Source organism: Breznakia pachnodae, assembly GCF_030814225.1.
In the GTDB taxonomy this organism is placed as follows: Bacteria; Bacillota_I; Bacilli_A; order Erysipelotrichales; family Erysipelotrichaceae; genus Breznakia; species Breznakia pachnodae.
Genome location: NZ_JAUSUR010000001.1, coordinates 689160 through 709902, shown reverse-complemented (window position 1 = coordinate 709902; position 20743 = coordinate 689160). Strand labels below are relative to the sequence as shown.

At 33.0% G+C, this 20743-nt stretch carries 11 protein-coding genes; 6 read left to right on the top strand and 5 right to left on the bottom strand.

What is annotated here, in order from left to right; genetic code table 11:
* Positions 1 to 4: 4 nt before the first annotated feature.
* Positions 5 to 994: an ABC transporter substrate-binding protein gene (locus J2S15_RS03305; protein ID WP_307405455.1), complete on the bottom strand. Its 990-nt coding sequence runs from the start codon at positions 992 to 994 to the stop codon at positions 5 to 7.
* 584 nt (positions 995 to 1578) lie between these two features.
* On the opposite strand from J2S15_RS03305, the gene J2S15_RS03300 reads away from it, so the two are divergent.
* From J2S15_RS03300 to J2S15_RS03285, 4 genes are all read left to right on the top strand, one after another.
* On the top strand, positions 1579 to 4842 hold the full coding sequence (locus tag J2S15_RS03300; RefSeq protein WP_307405453.1) for an InlB B-repeat-containing protein: 3264 nt from the start codon (positions 1579 to 1581) through the stop codon (positions 4840 to 4842).
* Between the two features lie 256 nt (positions 4843 to 5098).
* Positions 5099 to 8434 (top strand): InlB B-repeat-containing protein, encoded by a 3336-nt coding sequence (locus J2S15_RS03295; RefSeq protein WP_307405451.1) that lies wholly within the window; start codon positions 5099 to 5101, stop codon positions 8432 to 8434.
* A 256-nt stretch (positions 8435 to 8690) separates the two neighbouring features.
* Entirely contained in the window at positions 8691 to 10178 is a 1488-nt protein-coding gene (locus J2S15_RS03290) for a DUF1846 domain-containing protein (RefSeq protein WP_307405449.1), read from the top strand.
* A gap of 227 nt (positions 10179 to 10405) precedes the next feature.
* Positions 10406 to 13723 (top strand): Ig-like domain-containing protein, encoded by a 3318-nt coding sequence (locus tag J2S15_RS03285; RefSeq protein ID WP_307405448.1) that lies wholly within the window; start codon positions 10406 to 10408, stop codon positions 13721 to 13723.
* A 50-nt stretch (positions 13724 to 13773) separates the two neighbouring features.
* Here J2S15_RS03285 and J2S15_RS03280 read toward each other — a convergent pair whose 3' ends face one another.
* Both J2S15_RS03280 and J2S15_RS03275 read right to left on the bottom strand, forming a co-directional pair.
* Entirely contained in the window at positions 13774 to 14445 is a 672-nt protein-coding gene (locus J2S15_RS03280) for a transaldolase family protein (protein WP_307405446.1), read from the bottom strand.
* A 76-nt stretch (positions 14446 to 14521) separates the two neighbouring features.
* On the bottom strand, positions 14522 to 15850 hold the full coding sequence (locus J2S15_RS03275) for a hypothetical protein (RefSeq protein WP_307405444.1): 1329 nt from the start codon (positions 15848 to 15850) through the stop codon (positions 14522 to 14524).
* A gap of 82 nt (positions 15851 to 15932) precedes the next feature.
* On the opposite strand from J2S15_RS03275, the gene pepT reads away from it, so the two are divergent.
* Together pepT and J2S15_RS03265 are read left to right on the top strand one after the other, a co-directional pair.
* Positions 15933 to 17150 (top strand): peptidase T, encoded by a 1218-nt coding sequence (pepT, locus tag J2S15_RS03270; protein ID WP_307405443.1) that lies wholly within the window; start codon positions 15933 to 15935, stop codon positions 17148 to 17150.
* Positions 17151 to 17307: 157 nt separating this feature from the next.
* Positions 17308 to 18453: a Fic family protein gene (locus J2S15_RS03265; RefSeq protein ID WP_307405441.1), complete on the top strand. Its 1146-nt coding sequence runs from the start codon at positions 17308 to 17310 to the stop codon at positions 18451 to 18453.
* Between the two features lie 141 nt (positions 18454 to 18594).
* On the opposite strand, the gene J2S15_RS03260 is transcribed toward J2S15_RS03265, so the two are convergent.
* Both J2S15_RS03260 and J2S15_RS03255 read right to left on the bottom strand, forming a co-directional pair.
* Positions 18595 to 19887, bottom strand: coding sequence for a DUF5011 domain-containing protein (locus tag J2S15_RS03260; protein ID WP_307405439.1), 1293 nt, complete (start codon positions 19885 to 19887; stop codon positions 18595 to 18597).
* A 162-nt stretch (positions 19888 to 20049) separates the two neighbouring features.
* Complete coding sequence (locus J2S15_RS03255; protein WP_307405437.1) at positions 20050 to 20670, bottom strand: pentapeptide repeat-containing protein; 621 nt, start codon at positions 20668 to 20670, stop codon at positions 20050 to 20052.
* Positions 20671 to 20743: the final 73 nt, after the last annotated feature.

The window sequence follows — 20743 nt, the reverse complement described above, 5'->3', positions numbered from 1 at the left end:
CTTTCTATTCTACTTCTACAACGTCCTCGTGTTGTTCTTTCAAATTATCGATTCCATCAAATCCAATTGCTTTAGCAACAGTTGTATTAATGTATACACTTAAATCTTCTTTAAATACTTTTACTGGAATATCACTTGGACTAGTTCCGTTTAAGATTTTAATAACCATATCACCAGTTGATGTACCTAAATCTTCATAATTAATTCCAACAGTTGCCAATCCACCATCTCCAACCATTGAATCAGCTCCAACAAACAATGGTGTTTTTGATTCTGTAGTTAATGAAGATACGATATCCATTGCTGATGCAACTGTATTATCGTTTGGTGCAAAGATAACATCAGTTTTATCAATTAATGTTTGAGTCGCAGTTTGTACTTCACCTGTGTTAGTAACGGCTGCTTCCACAACTTCTAAATTATTTTTACTTGCATAATCTTTAACTTTTTCTAAGTTTGATACTGAGTTAGCTTCACCTGAGTTATATAAGAAACCAATTGTTTTTGTTTCTGGATACATCTCAACTGCTAAATCTAAAATTAAATCAACCTGAATTTCATCACTCGTTCCTGTAATATTTCCGTCTGGCTTTTCAAGATCTTTTACTAAACCTGCTCCAACAGGATCACTTACTGCAGAGAATACTACTGGAATATCATCTGAGAAGTTTGCTGCTGCCATTGCGCTAGGTGTAGCGATTGCAACAATTACATCCACGTCTTCATCTTTAAATTTCTGACAGATTGTTGATAGTAAACTTTGATCATTACTTGCATTTTCATAAAGAATTTCAACATCTAGATCAGAAGCTTCCAGTTCTTTTACTGTAGCTTCACGAATTGTATCAAGAGAAGGATGTTCAACAATCTGAACAATTCCTACTTTGAATTTTTCTTTTTCTCCACCAGTTGACTCTTTATCATCACTGCTGTCACATCCAAACAAACTAAATACACAAACTAAACTTAACCCCAAACATAACAATTTTTTCATTTTCTTTTCCTCCCATATGTTTGTTATGATGCATTATCAGGCTCCAAATAAATAAAAAACACTTGTCCACGGTATAAAAACATACCTCAAGGACAAGTGTATAAAACACATGCGGTGCCACCTTGTTTGACGAAAACGCCCAACTTTCAAATGCTATCACATTCTTAACCCTGTAACGTAGGTGAACGTCTTGAATACTAACTATAAAAGTTTTCATCTAGCCCTCATGGGTCCATTTACAAAACAGCTTCTCTATGACTTCCACCAACCGTCAATTCTCTATAAGCGCTTATTTTTGTTTTATCTCCCAATCAATGGTTTATTAAAATTTATCACAAATGAAACAACGTGTCAACACAAAAATGAAAATTTTACATTGAACTGAAACTGATTTTCAATAACTAAAATGTCTGTTCATAACAAAAAATAGGACGTTAATGGATGAAATGTGGTGATAGAAAAAAACAGTGGTAACCTAAGGATGTAAAAAGATAGTATTGATTTTTAATAAGAGAGTCATATCTACTATATAGCATTGAAGGCTATTAATTATTACATAATATATGACGAAAGAGAGGGCGATTATGAGAAGAGTAGTAAAAGTTTTTGGAATACTAACGCTTGTACTTGCGAGCATAATTCCAGTGAATTATGTAGCAAGAGCGAATGAGGAAGCAACAGAACCTAAAGTTCAGATTGTTGCAGATGATATTACAGTAAATAAGGGGGATGAAGAATTTACATTATTAGATGGAGTATCAGCAACTGATGAACAAGGAAATGAAGTAGAGGTTTCAATTTTAGATGATGGATTGTTTGATATTACAGCAACTGGAGAATACACTGTAATTTATCAAGCAGTTGATTCAACTGATGGAAGTGAAGTTACAAAAGAAAGAGTTGTAACAGTGATAGAAAATACGGAGGATGACGAAGATACAAAAGAAATAACAGAGGAAGTAACTGATGAAGTTATATCTGTGAAAAAAACAAAGACACAAAAGCAATTGCGATCTGGTTCAAAAACAGTAAATACTGTGAGTGAATTAGAAGACGCTGTTAATAATGCAAGCGAAGATGCAGTAATTACACTTAATCCAAGTGGATTTACATCTGCTAATGTAACTTTGAAAATGCCAAATACGAACGTAGTGATTGAAGGAAATAATCTGACTTGGACAAATGGTAAAATTTCTGTAAATAATGCAGGAAGTGGATCCTTAACAATTCAAAATCTTATAGTAGATGGAACTGGATTTAACGATACATTACTTGCAGTTTCACATTCAAATGGACAGTTGAATTTAAATCATATGACATTTACAAAAGCAACCGCAGGAGCAACGAATATTTCAACATCAAATAGTGCAAAAACAATTTTCAACTATACATTGTTTAGTGATAATACAGCATCAAACACTGCACCTGCAGTTAAGCTAAATGGTGCTTCGTATGTTGAAATCAACAATTCAACAATTGAAAATAGTATTGGCTATGGTGCAGGATATGAATGTGGAGCAATTGCGTCTAAATTTTATACTGGAACCTTAAATATTAATAATACAATATTAAGAAACAATATAAATAAATGTTCTTTTAGTGGCCAGTTTGGTGGTGGAGGTGGTGCAATGTCAATGCACTATCTACAAGGTAAAATAATTATTAATGAATCTTACTTTTATAATAATCAGACAAATGGTTCAGAAGGAAATGTTTCAAGTACCTTTGATGGAGGAGCAATTTATGTAATTGATGGTCAGGCAGGAGCTACTATAGATATTAATAAGACTACATTTGATAGTAATCTTGCTTGGGACGATGGAGGAGCAATGATGATTCAGGGAACAGGAATGCCTGGTCTTGCGACAACAATTACAGATTCTACTTTCTTTAATAACCAAGCTTATGGATTAACAGGAGGAAATCGTAGCGGTGGAGCCATTCAGTTCTTTAAGAATGGTGGAAAAACTACAATGACGAATAAAGTGGAAGGTACTACATTTACTGGGAATGTTTCTGGATGTAAAGATACAAAAGTTTCTCAACAAGGTGGAGCAATTGGATTAAGTGGTGCTGGTACTCTTGCGATATCAACGGTTACTTATAATAACTCTGTATATATAGGTAATCAGGTATATGGTACTAACGGAGAAGTGAATACTGCTAGTTCTTATAAGGATGTTTCTAACAGTCCATTATCATCGGTACTAAAAGTAAATGTTGTAAATGCTGATAAAGGTGCATCACCAACGACTACTGCATTAGATGCATTTGGTAGTTATGGTGCTTCGCTACAACCAAACTTAACATCAATTAAAGTAGGTGTTGAACAATCACCACTAAAAACAATTCCAATTAAACCAGAAGGAATAACAGATAATAAAAGTGCAAATGTAATTAGTGGAAGTGATGGTAGAAACTATACTAGGTATAAAGATTTTGGATCAGTAGAGTCTAGTTGGATTAAGTATGATGCAAATGGAGGTAACTTCAACTTAGATGCATTAACATCTTATGATGGAAGCGTTTATTATGAAGGTACAACACCAACTACTTATTATGATGTAGGAGTTACTGCCAGTACATCAACAGTAGTAGGAGAGACTACATTAGATATTAGTGCCCCATCAGATAAGAAGTTCATTGGGTGGTCTACAGATCCAAACGCAAAAACAGCTATGGAAGATTATACACCTGGAAAATCAATTAGTTATGTAAATGATAATCAAACATTATATGCAGTTTATGGAGATAAGACGTTTAAAGTAACTTATGATGGAAATGAATCAGATGGTGGCAGTGTACCAGTGGATCCAACAGAGTATAGTAAAGATGCTGATGTTACTGTAAAAGGTCAGGAATCAATGACAAAAACAAGTCACAAGTTTGTTGGCTGGAATACTTTGAGAGGTGGAACAGGCCAATCATATACGAAGGATCAAACATTTACGATTACCAAAGATACAACCTTATATGCACAGTGGGAAGAATTATACACAGTTACATTCGATTCAAGAGAAGGAAGTGCAGTACCATCTCAAACAGGATTAGACAAAGGTGCGTTAGTAAAAGAACCAACACCACCAACAAGAGATGGATATGAGTTCACAGGTTGGTATAAAGAGCCTGAAACAACAACCGAGTGGAAATTTAATACTGATACCATTGCTGGTCATACAACGCTATATGCAGGCTGGGAAGAACTATATACAGTAACTTTCGATACACAAGGTGGAAGTACAGTGCAACCTCAGACAGGACTGAAAACAGGTGCATATGTAAATAAACCAGTGGAACCATTGAAAGAAGGATATACATTTGCTGGTTGGCATAAAGATACTGAATGTTCAACAATCTGGAAGTTTGCAGATGATACAATTAGTGGACATACTACTCTATATGCAAAATGGAATGAGATAGAGAAGGAAAAAGAGTTATATACTGTAACCTTTGATACACAAGGTGGAAGCTTAGTAGAATCACAATCAAACTTAGAAAAGGGAGTGCTTGTGAAAGAACCAGAGATTCCAACAAAACAAGGTTATTACTTTGTAGGCTGGTACACAGATTTAGAATATGTAACAGTTTGGAATTTCAACAAGGATACAGTTTCTCAAGACATCACATTATATGCAAAATGGTCAAAAGAAATTATTGTGAATCCAGTTGAACCAAACAAACCAACACATCCAAGTAAGAAACCAAATGCGACTTTGGATAACAAGAAAACAGAACAACCTAAAACAGGTGATTCTACAAATCTAACAAAGCTATTAACATTGTTGGGAGTGTCATCAATAATTACAGTATTAGTAATAATGAAGAGGCATAATTCAAATAAAAAGTAAAATTAATATATAATGAAAAGCTTCTATATTCACTTGAAATATCAAGTAAATATAGAGCTTTTTCTAACTTTGCAGAGTCACAAAAAAATTAATTTTAAAAAAATAAAAAAAACGTGAACGAAACATAACGTTGGTTAGTCTAAATGATGAAGGTATAAATTTTCCCTATTGGTACAATAATTTATATCTAATATTATAGAGGTGAAGGGCTATAATATTTTATTACTTAGGTAATAAGTTGAAAGGCGGGGCGATTATGAAAAAGGTTTTAAGTTTTTTCAGTGCACTTGCTATCATTGTGGCAGGTGTTATTCCTGTAAATTACATGATAAGTGCAACTGAAGAGGATTCAACTGATTCAAAAATTCAAATTATTGCGGAGGATATAACAGTAGACAAAGATGATGAAGTATTCACTTTGTTGGATGAAGTATCTGCAACAGATGAGAATGGTGAAGAAGTTGAAGTAACGGTTTTAGACGATGGTGATTTTGATGTTACTACAATAGGCGAGTATACAGTAACATATCAAGCGATTGATCCATCAGATGAAAGTGAAGTAACAAAGGAAAGGTTAGTAACTGTAGAAGAACCAGAAGTGGTTGTGGAAGAAGAAACTAAAACTACTACTGAAGAAACTCCAGTTAAGAAGAGTTTATTGAGAAGTGCTGTTGATGAAGTTGATGTGACGTCAGAAGCTGAGTTAAATGCAGAATTATCAGATATTGGATCAATTTCTGGGAGTACAAAGACTATTAATATTATGAATGATATTACTTTGACTTCAAAAGTTGACGTTCCAATGGCAAGTAACAAAAATATTGTCATAAAAGGAAATGGAAATGTGACTATATATTCAAAAGAAAGTCAAAAACATTTTGTTATTTCTAGCAGTGGAACAGGGAGTTTAACTTTTGAAAATTTAACACTTGTTGGAAATATAGATGATTCATATATTTCGGGAACAACTATATTAGATACAATCACATCTGCCAAGGCAGGTGGTGGAATTTCTGGTAGTACAAGCGGAAGTGTGGTAATTAATAATTGTACATTTACTAAGATTAAATCGAAAGCATTATTTGTTGAGCCAACAAAAGGAACTACAATCACAAATTCAACCTTTTTGTTTAATGCAGACAGTGTACAAGGAGCAGCTATTTATATGAAAGGTGGTCCATTTACAATGGAAAACTCTTCAGTGGTTGGGAATTTTGCATACGGACATCTTGCAGGAGCACTTAATTATGCAGGAGGAGCGGTATTTTCTGAAAACATGCAAAGTGATATGACTTTTAATAATGTAGCATTTATAGATAATCAATCTTATCAAAAAAATTCTAATACTTCACCTACAGGTGGAGGTGGAATTGCTGTAAAATATTCTCAAGGTGATCTGATTGTTAATCATTCATATTTTGAGGGTAATGTGATAAGATCATATCTTGAAAAAAATGTTGGTAATGGCTCAACCGCTGATGGTGGTGCGATTTATTTTCACAACCAAGCAAATGTTTCGAATCAAGGAGCATTAAAGGTTGATAGTTCGACTTTTGTTAGAAATACTGCAAATGATGAGGGGGGAGCCATCTCCTTGGTTATGTCAAACAGTACTGAGAATAGTATTACAAACTCAACATTTGTTGGTAATGTTGCTAAAGGACGTCAAATTTTACTTTCGTATGGTATAGGGCTAGATGGAGCTGATGCTGGTGGTGCTATAGAAGTAAATGGAAATTCTAGTAATATTACATATGCATTAGTAGCTAATAATACTTTTTATGGTAATGAAGCGGAAAGAGGTGATTCAGCTTCGAATTCTGGTGGAGGAATTTCTTTTAGTTATGCTAAAGGTGATTTGTATAATAATATAATTAGTGGAAATAAAGCAGCAAGAGCTGCTAATCAAAATTATTATGCTGAATACTCAACAGTAACCCAAGAAGGTAATTTGATTGATAAAGATGTTACTAAAATATTTGGAAGTCTAACTCCAACATTGGTAGATATAGGTGGAATTAAAGCTGGAAATCCAAATTCAGCATATTACTACGCGGTAACAACACTACCAATTCAACCAGAAGACAAAGATGATGCAACTATTGGATTGGCAGATAACCATGCTGATACAACAACATTTAAATTTGATTATGATGAAAATAATAATAGTAGAGGTACTACTTCTGATATAGGTGCAGTAGATATGCAGTGGGTTCGTTATGAAACAAATTTAGCAGGAAGTACATTCTCTGATTTAACTTTACCATCTTATTACGATGGAACAAGTTACTATTCAGAAGATTCTCCAACTGTTTATTATCAATTGTTGTCATCAAAGACTGCTAACTATACCACATATAGTAAACCTAGTGAACCAACAGGATGGGTATTTGTAGGTTGGAATACTTCGCCAACAGGTGGTGCTTCAACAAGAGTTAGTGCAAGTACAGCAACTACAAAAACAGCAGATTCTGATTTGATTTTATATGGCGAATGGAAACTGGCTCCTGACTTATCTGTTATATATGATGGAAATGGATCGGATGGTGGAACTGTACCATCAGATAGTGCTCTTTATTCTAGTGGAGATGAAGTAACAGTTAAAACTCAAGAGACAATGACTAGAGAAGGATATAAGTTTACAGGATGGAATACAGAATCGAATGGTACAGGAACACCATATGCAGAAAGTGCTAAATTCAATATTACTGCAGATACAACACTTTATGCTCAATGGGAAGAATTATACAATGTAACATTCGACTCTCAAGAAGGAAGTGCAGTAGCTCCACAAAACAACAAAGAAGCTGGTTCAAAAGTAACAGAACCTGCTGACCCAGTAAGAGAAGGGTATGAATTTGCTGGATGGCATAATGAACCTGAATGTACAACAACATGGGATTTTGAAAATGATACAATCACTGGACATACAACATTATATGCTAAGTGGACAGAAGTAAAAGTATTGTATACAGTAACATTTGACTCTCAAGGTGGTAGTTCAGTATCTTCTCAAACAGGACTTGCTTCAGGTTCTAAAGTAGTTGAACCCAGTGATCCAACAAGAGAAGGATATGAATTTGCTGGATGGTATACAGATGCAAAATGTACAACAGCATGGGACTTCAGTAATGATACAATTACAGGTAATATGACGTTGTATGCAGACTGGAATAAAAATAAAGATGAAAAAGAACTATACACAGTAGACTTTGATTCTCAAGGTGGAAGTTCAGTGGATTCACAAACCGGAATGAGTATTGGTGATAAAGTAACTGAACCAGCTATTCCAACAAGAGAAGGTTATTATTTTGATGGTTGGTATACGGAAGCTGAATGTGTAACAGCATGGAACTTTGAAGATGATACAATTAGTGGAAACATGACGCTATATGCGAAATGGACAAAAGAAATTATTGTTGATCCTACAAAACCAACAGATCCTAAGCCAAGTATTAAACCAGAAGAAAAACCTTCTACACAACCAGAAACTGGTGATTCAACAAACCTAACTTCATTATTAGCATTATTAGGATTGTCATCATTAACAGTGTTGGTTGCAATTAGTAGAAAAAAACTTTTCAAAAAATAGACGGTTTTTTGAACTAAAAGTTAATCTTAAACGTCTAAACGATGAAAGGTAAAATTTACTCTTGAAAATAGTTGATCATAGGATAGGCATTTTGAAGGGCGTACGTATGGTATATAAAAACGTTAATATCTATTAAATAGATAAAATTTATCTTTCTTGAGATAGCAGATGAAAATCTGCTATCTTTTCTTTTTTGTCGTAGGATAACGATTGGAAATTTGTTATAATATATTTATTGTGTATGAAAGGAATAGATATGAGAAAAATAGCTTTTGATACTGAGAAATATTTAAATCTGCAAAGTGAGAAGATTCTGGAACGAATTAATACGTTTGATAATCGATTATATTTGGAGTTTGGAGGTAAACTGTTTGATGATAATCATGCATCAAGAGTGTTGCCAGGATTTCTTCCAGATATTAAAGTAAGAATGCTTGCTCAACTAAAAGAAAAAGTTGAAATTGTAATTGTTATCAATGCAAATGATATTGAGACAAACAAAGTGAGAGGTGATTTAGGTATTACCTATGATCAGGAAGTGTTACGATTAATTGATGCATTCAGAAGTATTGATTTGTTTGTTGGGAGTGTAGTAGTAAGTCATTACCAACAACAAGGTGCGGCTGAAGTATTTATGAATCGTTTAGACAAGTTAGGTGTAAAAGTATATCGTCATTATGTAATTGATGGATATCCAGCAAATGTTGGACATATTCTAAGTGATGATGGTTTTGGTAAAAATGAATATATTGAGACAGAACGACCTTTGGTTGTTGTTACTGCACCGGGACCTGGGAGTGGTAAAATGGCAACTTGTTTATCGCAGATGTATCATGACCATAAGCGAGGATTAAATTCAGGATATGCAAAATATGAGACATTCCCTATTTGGAATATTCCTTTAAAGCACCCCGTGAACCTTGCATATGAGGCTGCTACAGCGGAATTGGATGATGTTAATATTATTGATCCATTCCACTTGGAAGCGTACGGAGAAGCGGTTGTATCATATAATCGTGATACAGACGTATTTCCAGTACTAAAAAATATATTTGAAAAAATTCAAAATGAATCACCATATAAATCTCCTACTGATATGGGAGTAAACATGGCAGGATATTGTATTATTGATGATGAAGCAGCAGTGGAAGCATCAAAAGCTGAAATCATAAGAAGATACTACCATGCACTGGTGCAACAACGTTTGGGGAACAGTGGTGAAGAACCAATTCAGAAGATTGAAATTGTAATGAATCATGCTGGAATTTGCGCTGCAGATCGTAAGATTGTGGAGATTGCTCAAAAGAAAGCTGACCTAACAAATGAACCAGCAGTTGCAATTGAACTTCCTGATGGAAGAGTGGTAACAGGTAAAACGACAACACTATTTGGTGCATCATCGGCAGCGTTGTTAAATGCAATTAAAACATTAGGAAATATAGATGATGAATTAGCTTTAATTTCTCGTAGAGTTATAGAACCGGTTCAGGAGTTAAAGACTGATATTCTAGGTAATAATAATCCAAGAATTCATGCAGATGAAATGCTTGTCATGTTATCAGTTGCTGCGACTACCAATCCAACAGCTGAACATGCATTGAAGCAACTACCTAAACTAAAAGGGTGTGAGGCACATTCAACAATCATATTACGTAATGAGGATGAGCGAATATTCACTAAATTACAGATGAATCTTACATGTAGTCCACAGTTCAGAACGAAAAAGTTATATCATAAAAAATAGTTTTATTAAATGAAGATATAGGTGAATATACTTATATCTTTTTATATTGTACTATCGTTATAAAATATACATAAGTTAATTATTAATTATTGACATCGGTATTTTGGAGGACTATAATTTTCTTGGGAGTATATATGAGAAGTATACACAACTAAGAATTTCAGAAGGAAATAGAGAGTTTTAAAGTGATAAAGAAAAAGATATTTCCATAAAAAAAGGAGAGCGAAATGAAAAAATTTGGAAGTGTGATTTTAAAAGGTGCACTATCATTATTTATGGTATTTGCAGTTTTGGGGGTTAGTAAAGAAAGGATTAATGCAGAGGATAATAGTTCTAGTAAACATGAAACTCAATATAACGAAGATCGTTACGACTATCCATATGGTCATAATGATGTAGAGCAAGAGAGTGTTAGCCTAAATGTAGGTGAAGAATACAGAATAAAAGATTATTTATATCAAGATGTAGACTATTCTTCAGATGAAGATAAAGTAGCAACAGTAGATAGTTATGGAAATATAACTGCTAATTCTGTTGGTAAAGCTACAATAACAGTATCAAAAGAAGTATGGGTAGGTTTTGGTCTGATTGGACAATTTGAATCTAAACCTATAAAATATTTCAATGTTAATGTTGAGGATAATACTCCAGTAGAAGGAATATTTATTAATAATGAAGAAAATTTAAAAACTATCTATGTAGGTGAGGAAAAGACAGTGAATGCTGTAATTACTCCAGCTGGTGCTATAAATAAAGGAATTACATATAGTTCTTCAAAACCAAACATAGCAACGATAGACTCATTTGGAACACTGGAAGGGATTACAGAAGGAACAACTATAATCACAGTAACAAGCCAAGGTGAAAATGAATATGGTAAGCATGAAAGAGACTCAATAACCGTAACTGTAAAACCTAAAATTACTCCAGTAACAGGTATTTATTTGGATAAGAAAGATAAAGATATTACAATGTATGTGAAAGACACACATCGAGTAAATCCAATAGTAGAACCAGATGATGCTACTAATAAAAAGGTTAGTTATACCTCAGATAATAAAGATGTTGCAACCGTTGATGAAAATGGAAAGATAACAGCAACAGGAAAAGGAACAGCCACAATTACAGTAACAAGCCAAGGTGAAAATGAAAAAGGTAAAAAAGAAACTGCATCAATAGCTGTAACTGTAAAACCTAAAATCATTCCAGTAACAGGTATTTGTTTGGATAAGAAAGATAAAGATATTACAATGTATGTGAAAGACACACATCAAGTAAATCCAATAGTAGAACCAGAAAAAGCTACTAATAAAAAAGTTAGTTATACATCAGATAAGGAAGATGTTGCAACCGTTGATGAAAATGGAAAGATAACAGCAACAGGAAAAGGAACAGCCACAATTACAGTAACAAGCCAAGGTGAAAATGAAAAAGGTGAACAAGAAACTGCATCAATAGCTGTAACTGTAAAACAAAAGTATATACCTGTATCATATATTGAGTTAGATAAACCATTTATTAATATGCATATTAAAGGAACAGATAATATGAAAGCAAAAGTGAAACCTTTAGATGCTACTAACCAGAATATAATATATACATCATTTAATACTAATGCAGCAACAGTAGATGAAAATGGTAATATAACAGCGACAGGAGTAGGGATGGCAATTATTACAGCAACCAGTGAAAGAAATAATAAATTCGGAACGCCAGAGATTGCAGTATTGACTGTAATTGTAACACCTAAATATACTTCAGTAAGTAATGTTGATATACAAGAAAAATCATTTTCAATGATGGTAAAAGATACGAAACAGATCTCAACAAAAATATATCCTAAAAATGCAACAAATAAAGGTGTAATCTATAGTTCATCAGATGAAAAAACTCTTACAGTAAACAATCGTGGGGAAATAACAGCAAAAGCTGGAGGAACTGCAACGGTTACTGCAACTAGCAAGGATAATTATGGATCATGCACACCTAAATCAGATAGTATTGAAGTAACTGTAATTCAACCAGTCACAGGTGTTGAAGTACAAGAAAAACCAATATCATTAATGGTTGGAAATACACATCAAATAACAACAAATGTGTCACCTTCTGATGCAACAAATAAAGATTTATCTTATAAATCATCAAATGAAAAAATTCTTACAGTAGATAAAAATGGTTTAATCACTGCAAAGGGAAAAGGAATTGCTGTAGTGAGTGTAGAAAGTAAGGATTCAAGCAGACAAAGAAGTTCTATATCTGATCAAGTTGTCGTGGCGGTTATTCAACCAGTTAAAGGAATTAAATTAGATGAGACAGAAACAACTATAGAAGTTGGTGATTCATATCAAATTCCAGCAAGTATTGAACCTACTGATGCTACTTATCAGAGATTAACATATAAATCAGGTGATAAAACGATTGCAGAAGTTGATAAAAATGGAAAAATTACTGCAAAAGGTGTTGGTAATACATACATTAAAATAACAAGTAGTGGAACAGCTAAAGATGGAAAAAAAGTATCAGAAGCCTTTAAAATAACGGTTAAAGAAAAATACAAACCTGTAACTGACATTGATTTAGATGAAGCTATCGTTCCGTTATCATTAGAAGAATCATATACAATTGATGCACAAGTCATACCAGGAAGCGCTACTGAACAAGGTTTAATATATAAATCATCAGATGAAAACGTTCTTACAGTAAATGAAGCTGGTATAGTTGATGTGAATTCAACTGGTGCAGCATTTGTAACAGTTACTAGTGAAGGTAATAATGAAGAAGGTAAACAAGAAGTTGATAGCTTGTTATTTGTAATAAATGAACCAGTAACAGGAATAGAAATGGATCAAGACTCAACAGTATTGAATCCAGAAGATAAATATCAAATAAAAGCAAAAATCACTCCTGATAATGCAACAAGACAAGGTGTTACATATACCTCAGATAATGAAGCAGTTGCGACAGTTAATGAAACTGGTGAAGTAATAGCTGTTGAACCAGGTTTTGCAACAATCACTATAACTAGCAATGGACATGATGAAAATGGAAAAGTTGTAGAAAAAAACTTTGGCTTGATTGTTGCAGATATTGAGATAAATACAGATGATATGAATTTAACCACTGGTGAGACATTCCAATTAGATGCAAAGTTTACACCTGAAGATGTTATGAATAGTAATGTTGTTTATGGAAGTTCTGATTCTAATGTAGTCTCTGTAAATGAAAGTGGAGAAGTAAAGGCACTAAAAGAAGGAACTGCAACAATCACAGTAAGTAGTGAAGCATACACTAATATAACTGAAAGTTTTGAAGTGAGTGTAAAAGACAAAAAGGATGAAGTAAATACAGATCCTGATAAAGATAATCCAACAAAACCTACAAAACCACAAGGTGATAAAAATCAAACAAAAGATAATCAACAAGTAGTTGAAAAAGCAAAAGATCCAGTAACTGGAGATTCAACAAATGTAACTGCTGTGGTTATTATTATGATTATAAGTGGAGCAGCAATATTATACTTAAATAGAAGAAAGAGACTTCACTAATCGAAAATAAAAAGGAGCAATGAATGCTCCTTTTTGATGCTTTTCAAGACTTATTTCTTTACAAGTGTTGTACGATTGAAAGCTGTTTTCCAATCATTTGTAAAGTCACTTACAGCAATATCAGTCATTGGATGACTCATCATATTTGCAAGAACATCGGTTGGTACAGTAACGGACTGAATTCCACCAGTAATCAGTTCGTGTACCTGACGTGTGTTTTTAAATGAAGCAGCAATAACGCGTGTATCCATGTTATTTGCCTTCAGCATTTGAATTAAGTCCAACACACATTGTACTCCATCTCCCAGGTTATCCATACGGTTAACGTATGGAGCTAGGCAATCAGCACCAGATAGTGCAGCAAGGAATCCTTGGTTTGCTGAGTAAATTGCTGTAGCAAGTACTTTAATTCCAATCTTTTTACAAGCTTTGATTGCTTTTAAACCTTCGCTTGTTACAGGGATTTTAGCATAAATATTGTCATTGCGTAATGAATCAATATACTTTGCTTCTTCCACCATCTCATCGCATGTTGTAGCGATGACTTGAACATAAAGTGATTGCTTGTCATCTAAGATTTCTAATATCTCTTTGATAACTGTTTCAAACTCCTTTTTGCTCTTCGTAATAATACTTGGGTTTGTTGTTACTCCATCAATTGTCAGGTATTCATTAAAATGAGCAATTGCAGAAGTATCAGCAGTGTCTAAAATTAGTTCCATAATTAGTTTCTCCTCACATTTCTCTCAAGATAAGTATAGCACAGACAATAAAAAAAGTTCCATTAATTTGGAACTTTTACTCTTCATCAACAGCTTTTGCTGGTTCTGCAGCAACTGCTTCTTCAGCAGCTTCTGCTGGTTCAGCTTCCTCTGCAATGTTGGAATAAATTTTAAATAAAGAAGTAGTAGAAGGTTGTGTGTTGTAAGCTGTAGTATCACTAGTTGAAACGATTGTTTCTTCATAGACAGCTGATCCTTTATCAACTTCCACATTTGCTTCTGGTTTGTTTGTTGTATATGTGAATGTTGTTTCTTCCTTCTCAGGTGTTTTCTCTAAGTTAATATCTTTTGGCGTAACTGGTTTTCTATAACGATTATCATTATATGATTTAGTAGAAGTTTTCTTTTCATCTAAAGTCGTATATGGAATGCTTCCAGTTTTTGTCTTATTACCACCCAATCCATTATTTAAATTCAATTGTTCATTTGCCTGTTCTTTTATTTCGTTGATTGCTGAAGTAATTTGTGCAAAAATTGATTTCTTCTCAACTTTTGAATTTCTACTTTGACGATCCATCGTTTGTCTTTCCATACTTTCAGGCTTATATACATTACGAGTATTTCTGCTTCGATAATTATTGTTTCTATTTTTATTTGGCCCACGTCTTTTCATACTACGTACTTGAGCAACTGCAATAATTAGTGTAATTGCAATGATTACAAATAAGATAATAAAAATTGTAAAAGCCTCAGATTCAAATAGTGTATTGATAATGCCCTCAAAACTGTCATCATTACTTGTGTCATCGATGTAACTATCATAACCTGCGTTATAAGGTTCAATTGATCCTTCAACTTCAATATATTGTCCTTCAAGTGTTAATAAGTCATAGGATACAGAGTAACTGTACGCATTATCAACATTATAATTAGAATCAGTAATCTCTCCTGGTAATGTAATTGTTAATAATAATTGTCCATCTGCATTTTTTAGTTCATCTAATGTAAACATGTCAAATATAGAAAGAATATAATTTTGCAGTGAATCTTTATTAATGCTTATTGTTACGGAGTCATTCCAACTATTAATGTCATAATATGAGTCATCAAGTGAATCAAACAGATTCATATAATAGTCTTCTACAGTGATTTCTGTTTCATTACCATAATCATAAGTAGTTGCGCTCATGTAATCTTTCGTATTTAATTGATCCTCAAGAGACTCAGCTGAATAACCTTTTGCTGCTAAAATATCGTTATCTATTTCTATTGTATAGGTAGTTGAATAATCGCTATCATCATAGAACCTTAGATCGGTATCTGCAGATATTGTGTCAACTCCAATAAATAAAACTAAAAAACTAATTCCTAATAATATTTTACATTTCTTTAATATTGTTTTCATACTGTAATTATACCAAATTTCTACTTGCTTGAACATAACAATCAAAAGTGAGGTATAATAAAAACGAAAAGAAGGTGAAAATATGAATTTAATTGAAAGATTTGTGAATTATGTTCAAATTGATACAGAATCAGATCCAAGAAGTAAGGATGCTCCATCAACTGCTAAACAGTTGAATCTGGCAAAACTGCTGGTTGATGAAATGTTGGCGATGGGAATCGAAGATGCTCATGTGGATCAATATGGAATTGTTTATGGAAGTATCCCTAAAAATACGCCAAAGGATGTAGAAGCGATTGGTTTTATTTCACATATGGATACATCACCAGATATGGTTGGAAAAGATGTAAAACCTAGAATCATAAAAAACTATGATGGTGGAGAAATTGTTTTAAACAAGGACTATGATATTACAATGAGTCCAAAACAATATGTACATCTACAATCAGCAATAGGTAAAGATATTATTGTAACAGATGGAACAACCCTGCTAGGTGCAGATGATAAAGCCGGAGTAGCAGAGATTATGGAAATGTGTAAGTATTTCTGTGAACATCCCGAAATAGAGCATGGAGCAATTAAGATTGCTTTTACGCCTGATGAAGAAGTGGGTAGAGGAGCCGATAACTTTGATATTAAAAAGTTTGATGCTGATTATGCATACACGGTAGATGGTAGTGAAATTGAATCTGTGGATTATGAAAACTTTAATGCAGCTACAGCTGAAGTGCATATTCAAGGAAGTAGTATTCATCCAGGTGAAGCAAAAGATAAGTTAGTGAATGCTAGTAAGCTAGCAATGGAATTCCATTTTCTTTTGCCAGTCGAATTAGATCCAGCCAAGACGAGTGGATATGAAGGGTTTAATCATCTTACATATTTGAATGGACAAGCAGAGTATGCAGATATGGAGTATATTATCCGTAACCATGATCGTAATTTATTTGAGCAGCAGAAAGAAGAGTTCATGCAGGCACAAAAAGTAATGAATGATAAGTATGGTGATGTTGTAAAGGTTACAATTACAGATTCTTATTATAATATGGCAGAGCTTGTTATGAAGCGTATTGAAATTGTTGATGATGTAAAACGTATTATGAAAGAAATGGGATTACAGCCAAAGAGCACACCTATCAGAGGTGGGACTGACGGTGCCAGATTAACTTACGATGGATTGTTGTGTCCTAACCTGGGAACAGGTGGAGCTAACTTCCATGGAAAGTACGAATATGCATGTATTCAAGATATGGAAAAGATGGTTGAAATTTTAATTAATATTGTGAAAGACAAAGTGAAATAAAGATACTGCAAAGAACTTGCTATTTCTAATAATTAACATAAGTTGAAATAAAGGTGTAAAAATTAATTCCTTATTTCAACTTATTTTGTTAATGCGAAATAAAGGTGGTATAATTATATTAGTATTTCAATATATATATACTAGAAAGGAAACTAATATGGAACATCGTTCAGGACATTTTAAAACTAATTTATCAGGAGAATCAGCCTATCAATCATTTGTGCCGAGTCCGTTACCCCCTTACCCAGATATTGAATTGACAAATGAAATTATAAAACTTCTGATTTCATCACATGCTCAATTAGCTGTGTTAAATGATTTATCATGTTATATTCCAAATGTTAATTTATTCATTTCTATGTATGTACGTAAAGAAGCATTAATGTCATCGCAAATTGAAGGAACGCAAGCAACATTAGAAGATGTTTTGAATCCTACGATTGAAGAAAACAGCAATCGTAATGTTGCAGAGGTTATCAATTACATTAAGGCTAGTGAATTTGCATTAGAACGTATTCAAACACTTCCTTTTTCTGCTCGTTTGCTTAGAGAAATACATGGTATATTAATGCAGGGAGTTCGTGGTCAGGAAAAGAATCCAGCTGAATTTAGAACATCTCAAAACTGGATTGGTGGTCAAGGGAGAACCTTATCAAATGCAAGGTATGTTCCACCTACACCTGAAGATATGGCAGTTGCTATTAGTGATTTAGAGAACTTTATTCATGAAGAAGATGGTATTGATTCACTTATTAAAATTGCACTCATACATTATCAATTTGAAACAATACATCCTTTCTTAGATGGGAACGGTCGTGTAGGACGTTTGATGATTAATTTGTTTTTAATGGATAAGGATGTTCTTTTAACACCTGCATTGTATATTTCCTATTACTTGAAGCAAAATCGTATTGAATACTATGATAGATTGACAGAAGTTCGTATGAAAGGTAATTATGAGCAATGGGTTCAATTTTTCTTAGAAGCAGTCTATGAATCAGCAAAGGATGCAGTTACTCGTATTCATCAACTAAATGATTTGCATAATAAAAATCATAATCTAATTTTAACGCTTGGACGTTCAGCACAAAGTGTAATGGAAGTATTCAATTATATCGAAGCAAATCCAATAATTGAAATTGGTAAAACGGCAAAAGCAATTAATATGTCATTTAATTCAGTATCCAGTGCAGTAAAGAAACTAATAGAAAATAAAATATTAGTTCAAGAGAATGAAAACACTCGTAATCGTACATTTATCTACAAAGACTACCTAGATATTCTTCGAGATGGTACAGAGTGAAAAATAGGACTATCTGATTGGATAGTCTTTTCTTAATTCTAAATCCTAATTATGAAAAAAGTGAAATAAAGAATAATTATTGCTTTTGGCAAATGAAAGCCCGATCAATTTAATCGGGCTTTTTAACTACAATTTTAAATATTAGTTATGTGATCTTCTTTTTCTATCAACTATTAAATATAATGATACAAGACCAGAAAGCGTAACGATTGCTGTCCATGGCGTTGTATTATTATCTCCAGTCGCTGGACTTGTTGATGGGTTGCTGTTGGTAGTAGAACCAGATCCATTAGGTGTAGAAGTCCCTGGTGTTGTAGGTGTTGTAGAGCTTCCTTTTTCTTTAACAACTACTTCTCTTGTTATACTCTTAGTTTCATAAGTATTGCCAGCACTATAAGTTATTATATAAGTTCCAGCTCTACTTGTGTCTACTTTTCCAGTTACTGTTACAGGTAATGGGCCGTTAAAATCAGTAGCAGTTGCTCCAGGATCATTGAAACTGTCACCAACTGTTAATTCCATTTTCGCACTTCCATGCAATACAAGATTTATAAGGTTTGCAGATGGAGTATCACTTACATAGAATTTATAACTATATGTTGATTGATCTAACATTCCTGTTGCGTCATTAATAACGGCAATAAACTGATAAGAACCAACTTCAGTGAATACTGATTTATCAATAACAACATTGCCATCCGCATCAAAACTAGGTGTGATAGTAATTGTTTCTCCATTAGGTTTTGTCATTGTGTAAACGATATTTACTGCTACAGAATAGTCTCTGCTTTGAGATAGGATTGGAAAACTGTTGATTGTTAAGTCGTTTCCGATTGATACACCACCAGAAGTTAACATTTTTACTTCTTGGTCATTTAATTTAGCAACAGGAAGACTTCTTAAATATAATTCATCTTCTTTACTTAAATTATCTATTGAGCAGTATGCAAGGTTTAATTCCTTAAGGCTTGGAATGGTTTTTACTACAGCTGGCATTTCATGAAGTCTAAAATTACTAGGTAATCCAAATTTTTCTAAAGCAGTAAAACCTGCCATTGATGAAGGCAATAATGCTTCTGTTAAAGTGTCCTCTCCACCAATACTTAACTCTTTTAGATTTGATAAACTACTTAAATTTTCTGGGAATTTCTCAAGTTTATTTCCAAATAAAATGATACTTTCTAAATTCTCAAATATTTCAATTCCATCTAAATCGGTTAAACCTTTATACAAAAACATAAAATCTTTTGTGTTATCGATATGATATTGATCGATTTCATCTGTGATCTTTTTACTTTGCATTCTTGAAATTAGTGAAGCTGTTGTTTCAGAAAATTGTTCCTGATAGGTAGGTAACGCAGCACTAATTGTTTGGCTTGCCATCCCCAAACATAATAAACATAACAAAAAAACTTTCAATCTTTTTCTTTTCATAATTTCCCTCCGGTTGAATACCTCAACTATATCATAGATAACAAAATAAAAATAGGTACTATAAGCATACAAACTATATATTCAGTGGTATAAATTATTTAACCTAAGATATATTAAATTATAAAAAAAGAAGCAATATTTTGAGATTGCTTCCAGTATGACTTATTCTCTAATTTTTAGACCCAGAATTTTAGATAATTCTACTGCTTGTAACGGACTTACAATAACTCCCTTCAGGCTATCTGAAGAAAGAAGCATTCCACCGATCTCGCATGAACTGATATCAATATCTTTTAGTGATGTATGAAGAAATTCACATTTACTTAGAACGCAGTTATCAAAAGTAACATCTTTAAATGTAGTTTCATTAAAACTGGTTTCCATAAAATCACTATTATCGAATATTACATTTGAACATTTTGATAAAGATAGATTCGCGTAATTTGCTTTATCATTAATGAACTGTGTATGTTGTATTCTTGCGTTTGTAAAGTCCGAACCAATCAAACGACAATTTTTAAATATAGTACGAATCAAAAAACCTTCACTAAAGTCGATGTTTGACAAATCACAGTTTTCAAATATTACATCCATACAGTCAACATTGGCGAATGAACAGTTAATAAAACTAACATTTTTAAAATGACATTCATTTAGTTTATAATGTTTTAACTTAAGGTTTTCAAATTCAGTTGTATCAATCATTGAAAATTCAGTTTCATTATCTGATAATATATTTATTTTTTTTAACTCTTGGGTAAATTTTGGTTGTTTTATTTTCATGTTATCCATTATAAAACTAAACTATCTTTTTCACAATAGTCTTAAGATATTTGGTATAATAAGAATATTGAAT

Coding starts and splice junctions, on each gene's coding strand:
- J2S15_RS03305 (WP_307405455.1), bottom strand. CDS start 994: ATGAAAAAATTGTTATGTTTGGGGTTAAGTTTAGTTTGTGTATTTAGT.
- J2S15_RS03285 (WP_307405448.1), top strand. CDS start 10,406: ATGAAAAAATTTGGAAGTGTGATTTTAAAAGGTGCACTATCATTATTT.
- J2S15_RS03300 (WP_307405453.1), top strand. CDS start 1,579: ATGAGAAGAGTAGTAAAAGTTTTTGGAATACTAACGCTTGTACTTGCG.
- J2S15_RS03255 (WP_307405437.1), bottom strand. CDS start 20,670: ATGAAAATAAAACAACCAAAATTTACCCAAGAGTTAAAAAAAATAAAT.
- J2S15_RS03290 (WP_307405449.1), top strand. CDS start 8,691: ATGAGAAAAATAGCTTTTGATACTGAGAAATATTTAAATCTGCAAAGT.
- pepT (WP_307405443.1), top strand. CDS start 15,933: ATGAATTTAATTGAAAGATTTGTGAATTATGTTCAAATTGATACAGAA.
- J2S15_RS03295 (WP_307405451.1), top strand. CDS start 5,099: ATGAAAAAGGTTTTAAGTTTTTTCAGTGCACTTGCTATCATTGTGGCA.
- J2S15_RS03275 (WP_307405444.1), bottom strand. CDS start 15,850: ATGAAAACAATATTAAAGAAATGTAAAATATTATTAGGAATTAGTTTT.
- J2S15_RS03260 (WP_307405439.1), bottom strand. CDS start 19,887: ATGAAAAGAAAAAGATTGAAAGTTTTTTTGTTATGTTTATTATGTTTG.
- J2S15_RS03280 (WP_307405446.1), bottom strand. CDS start 14,445: ATGGAACTAATTTTAGACACTGCTGATACTTCTGCAATTGCTCATTTT.
- J2S15_RS03265 (WP_307405441.1), top strand. CDS start 17,308: ATGGAACATCGTTCAGGACATTTTAAAACTAATTTATCAGGAGAATCA.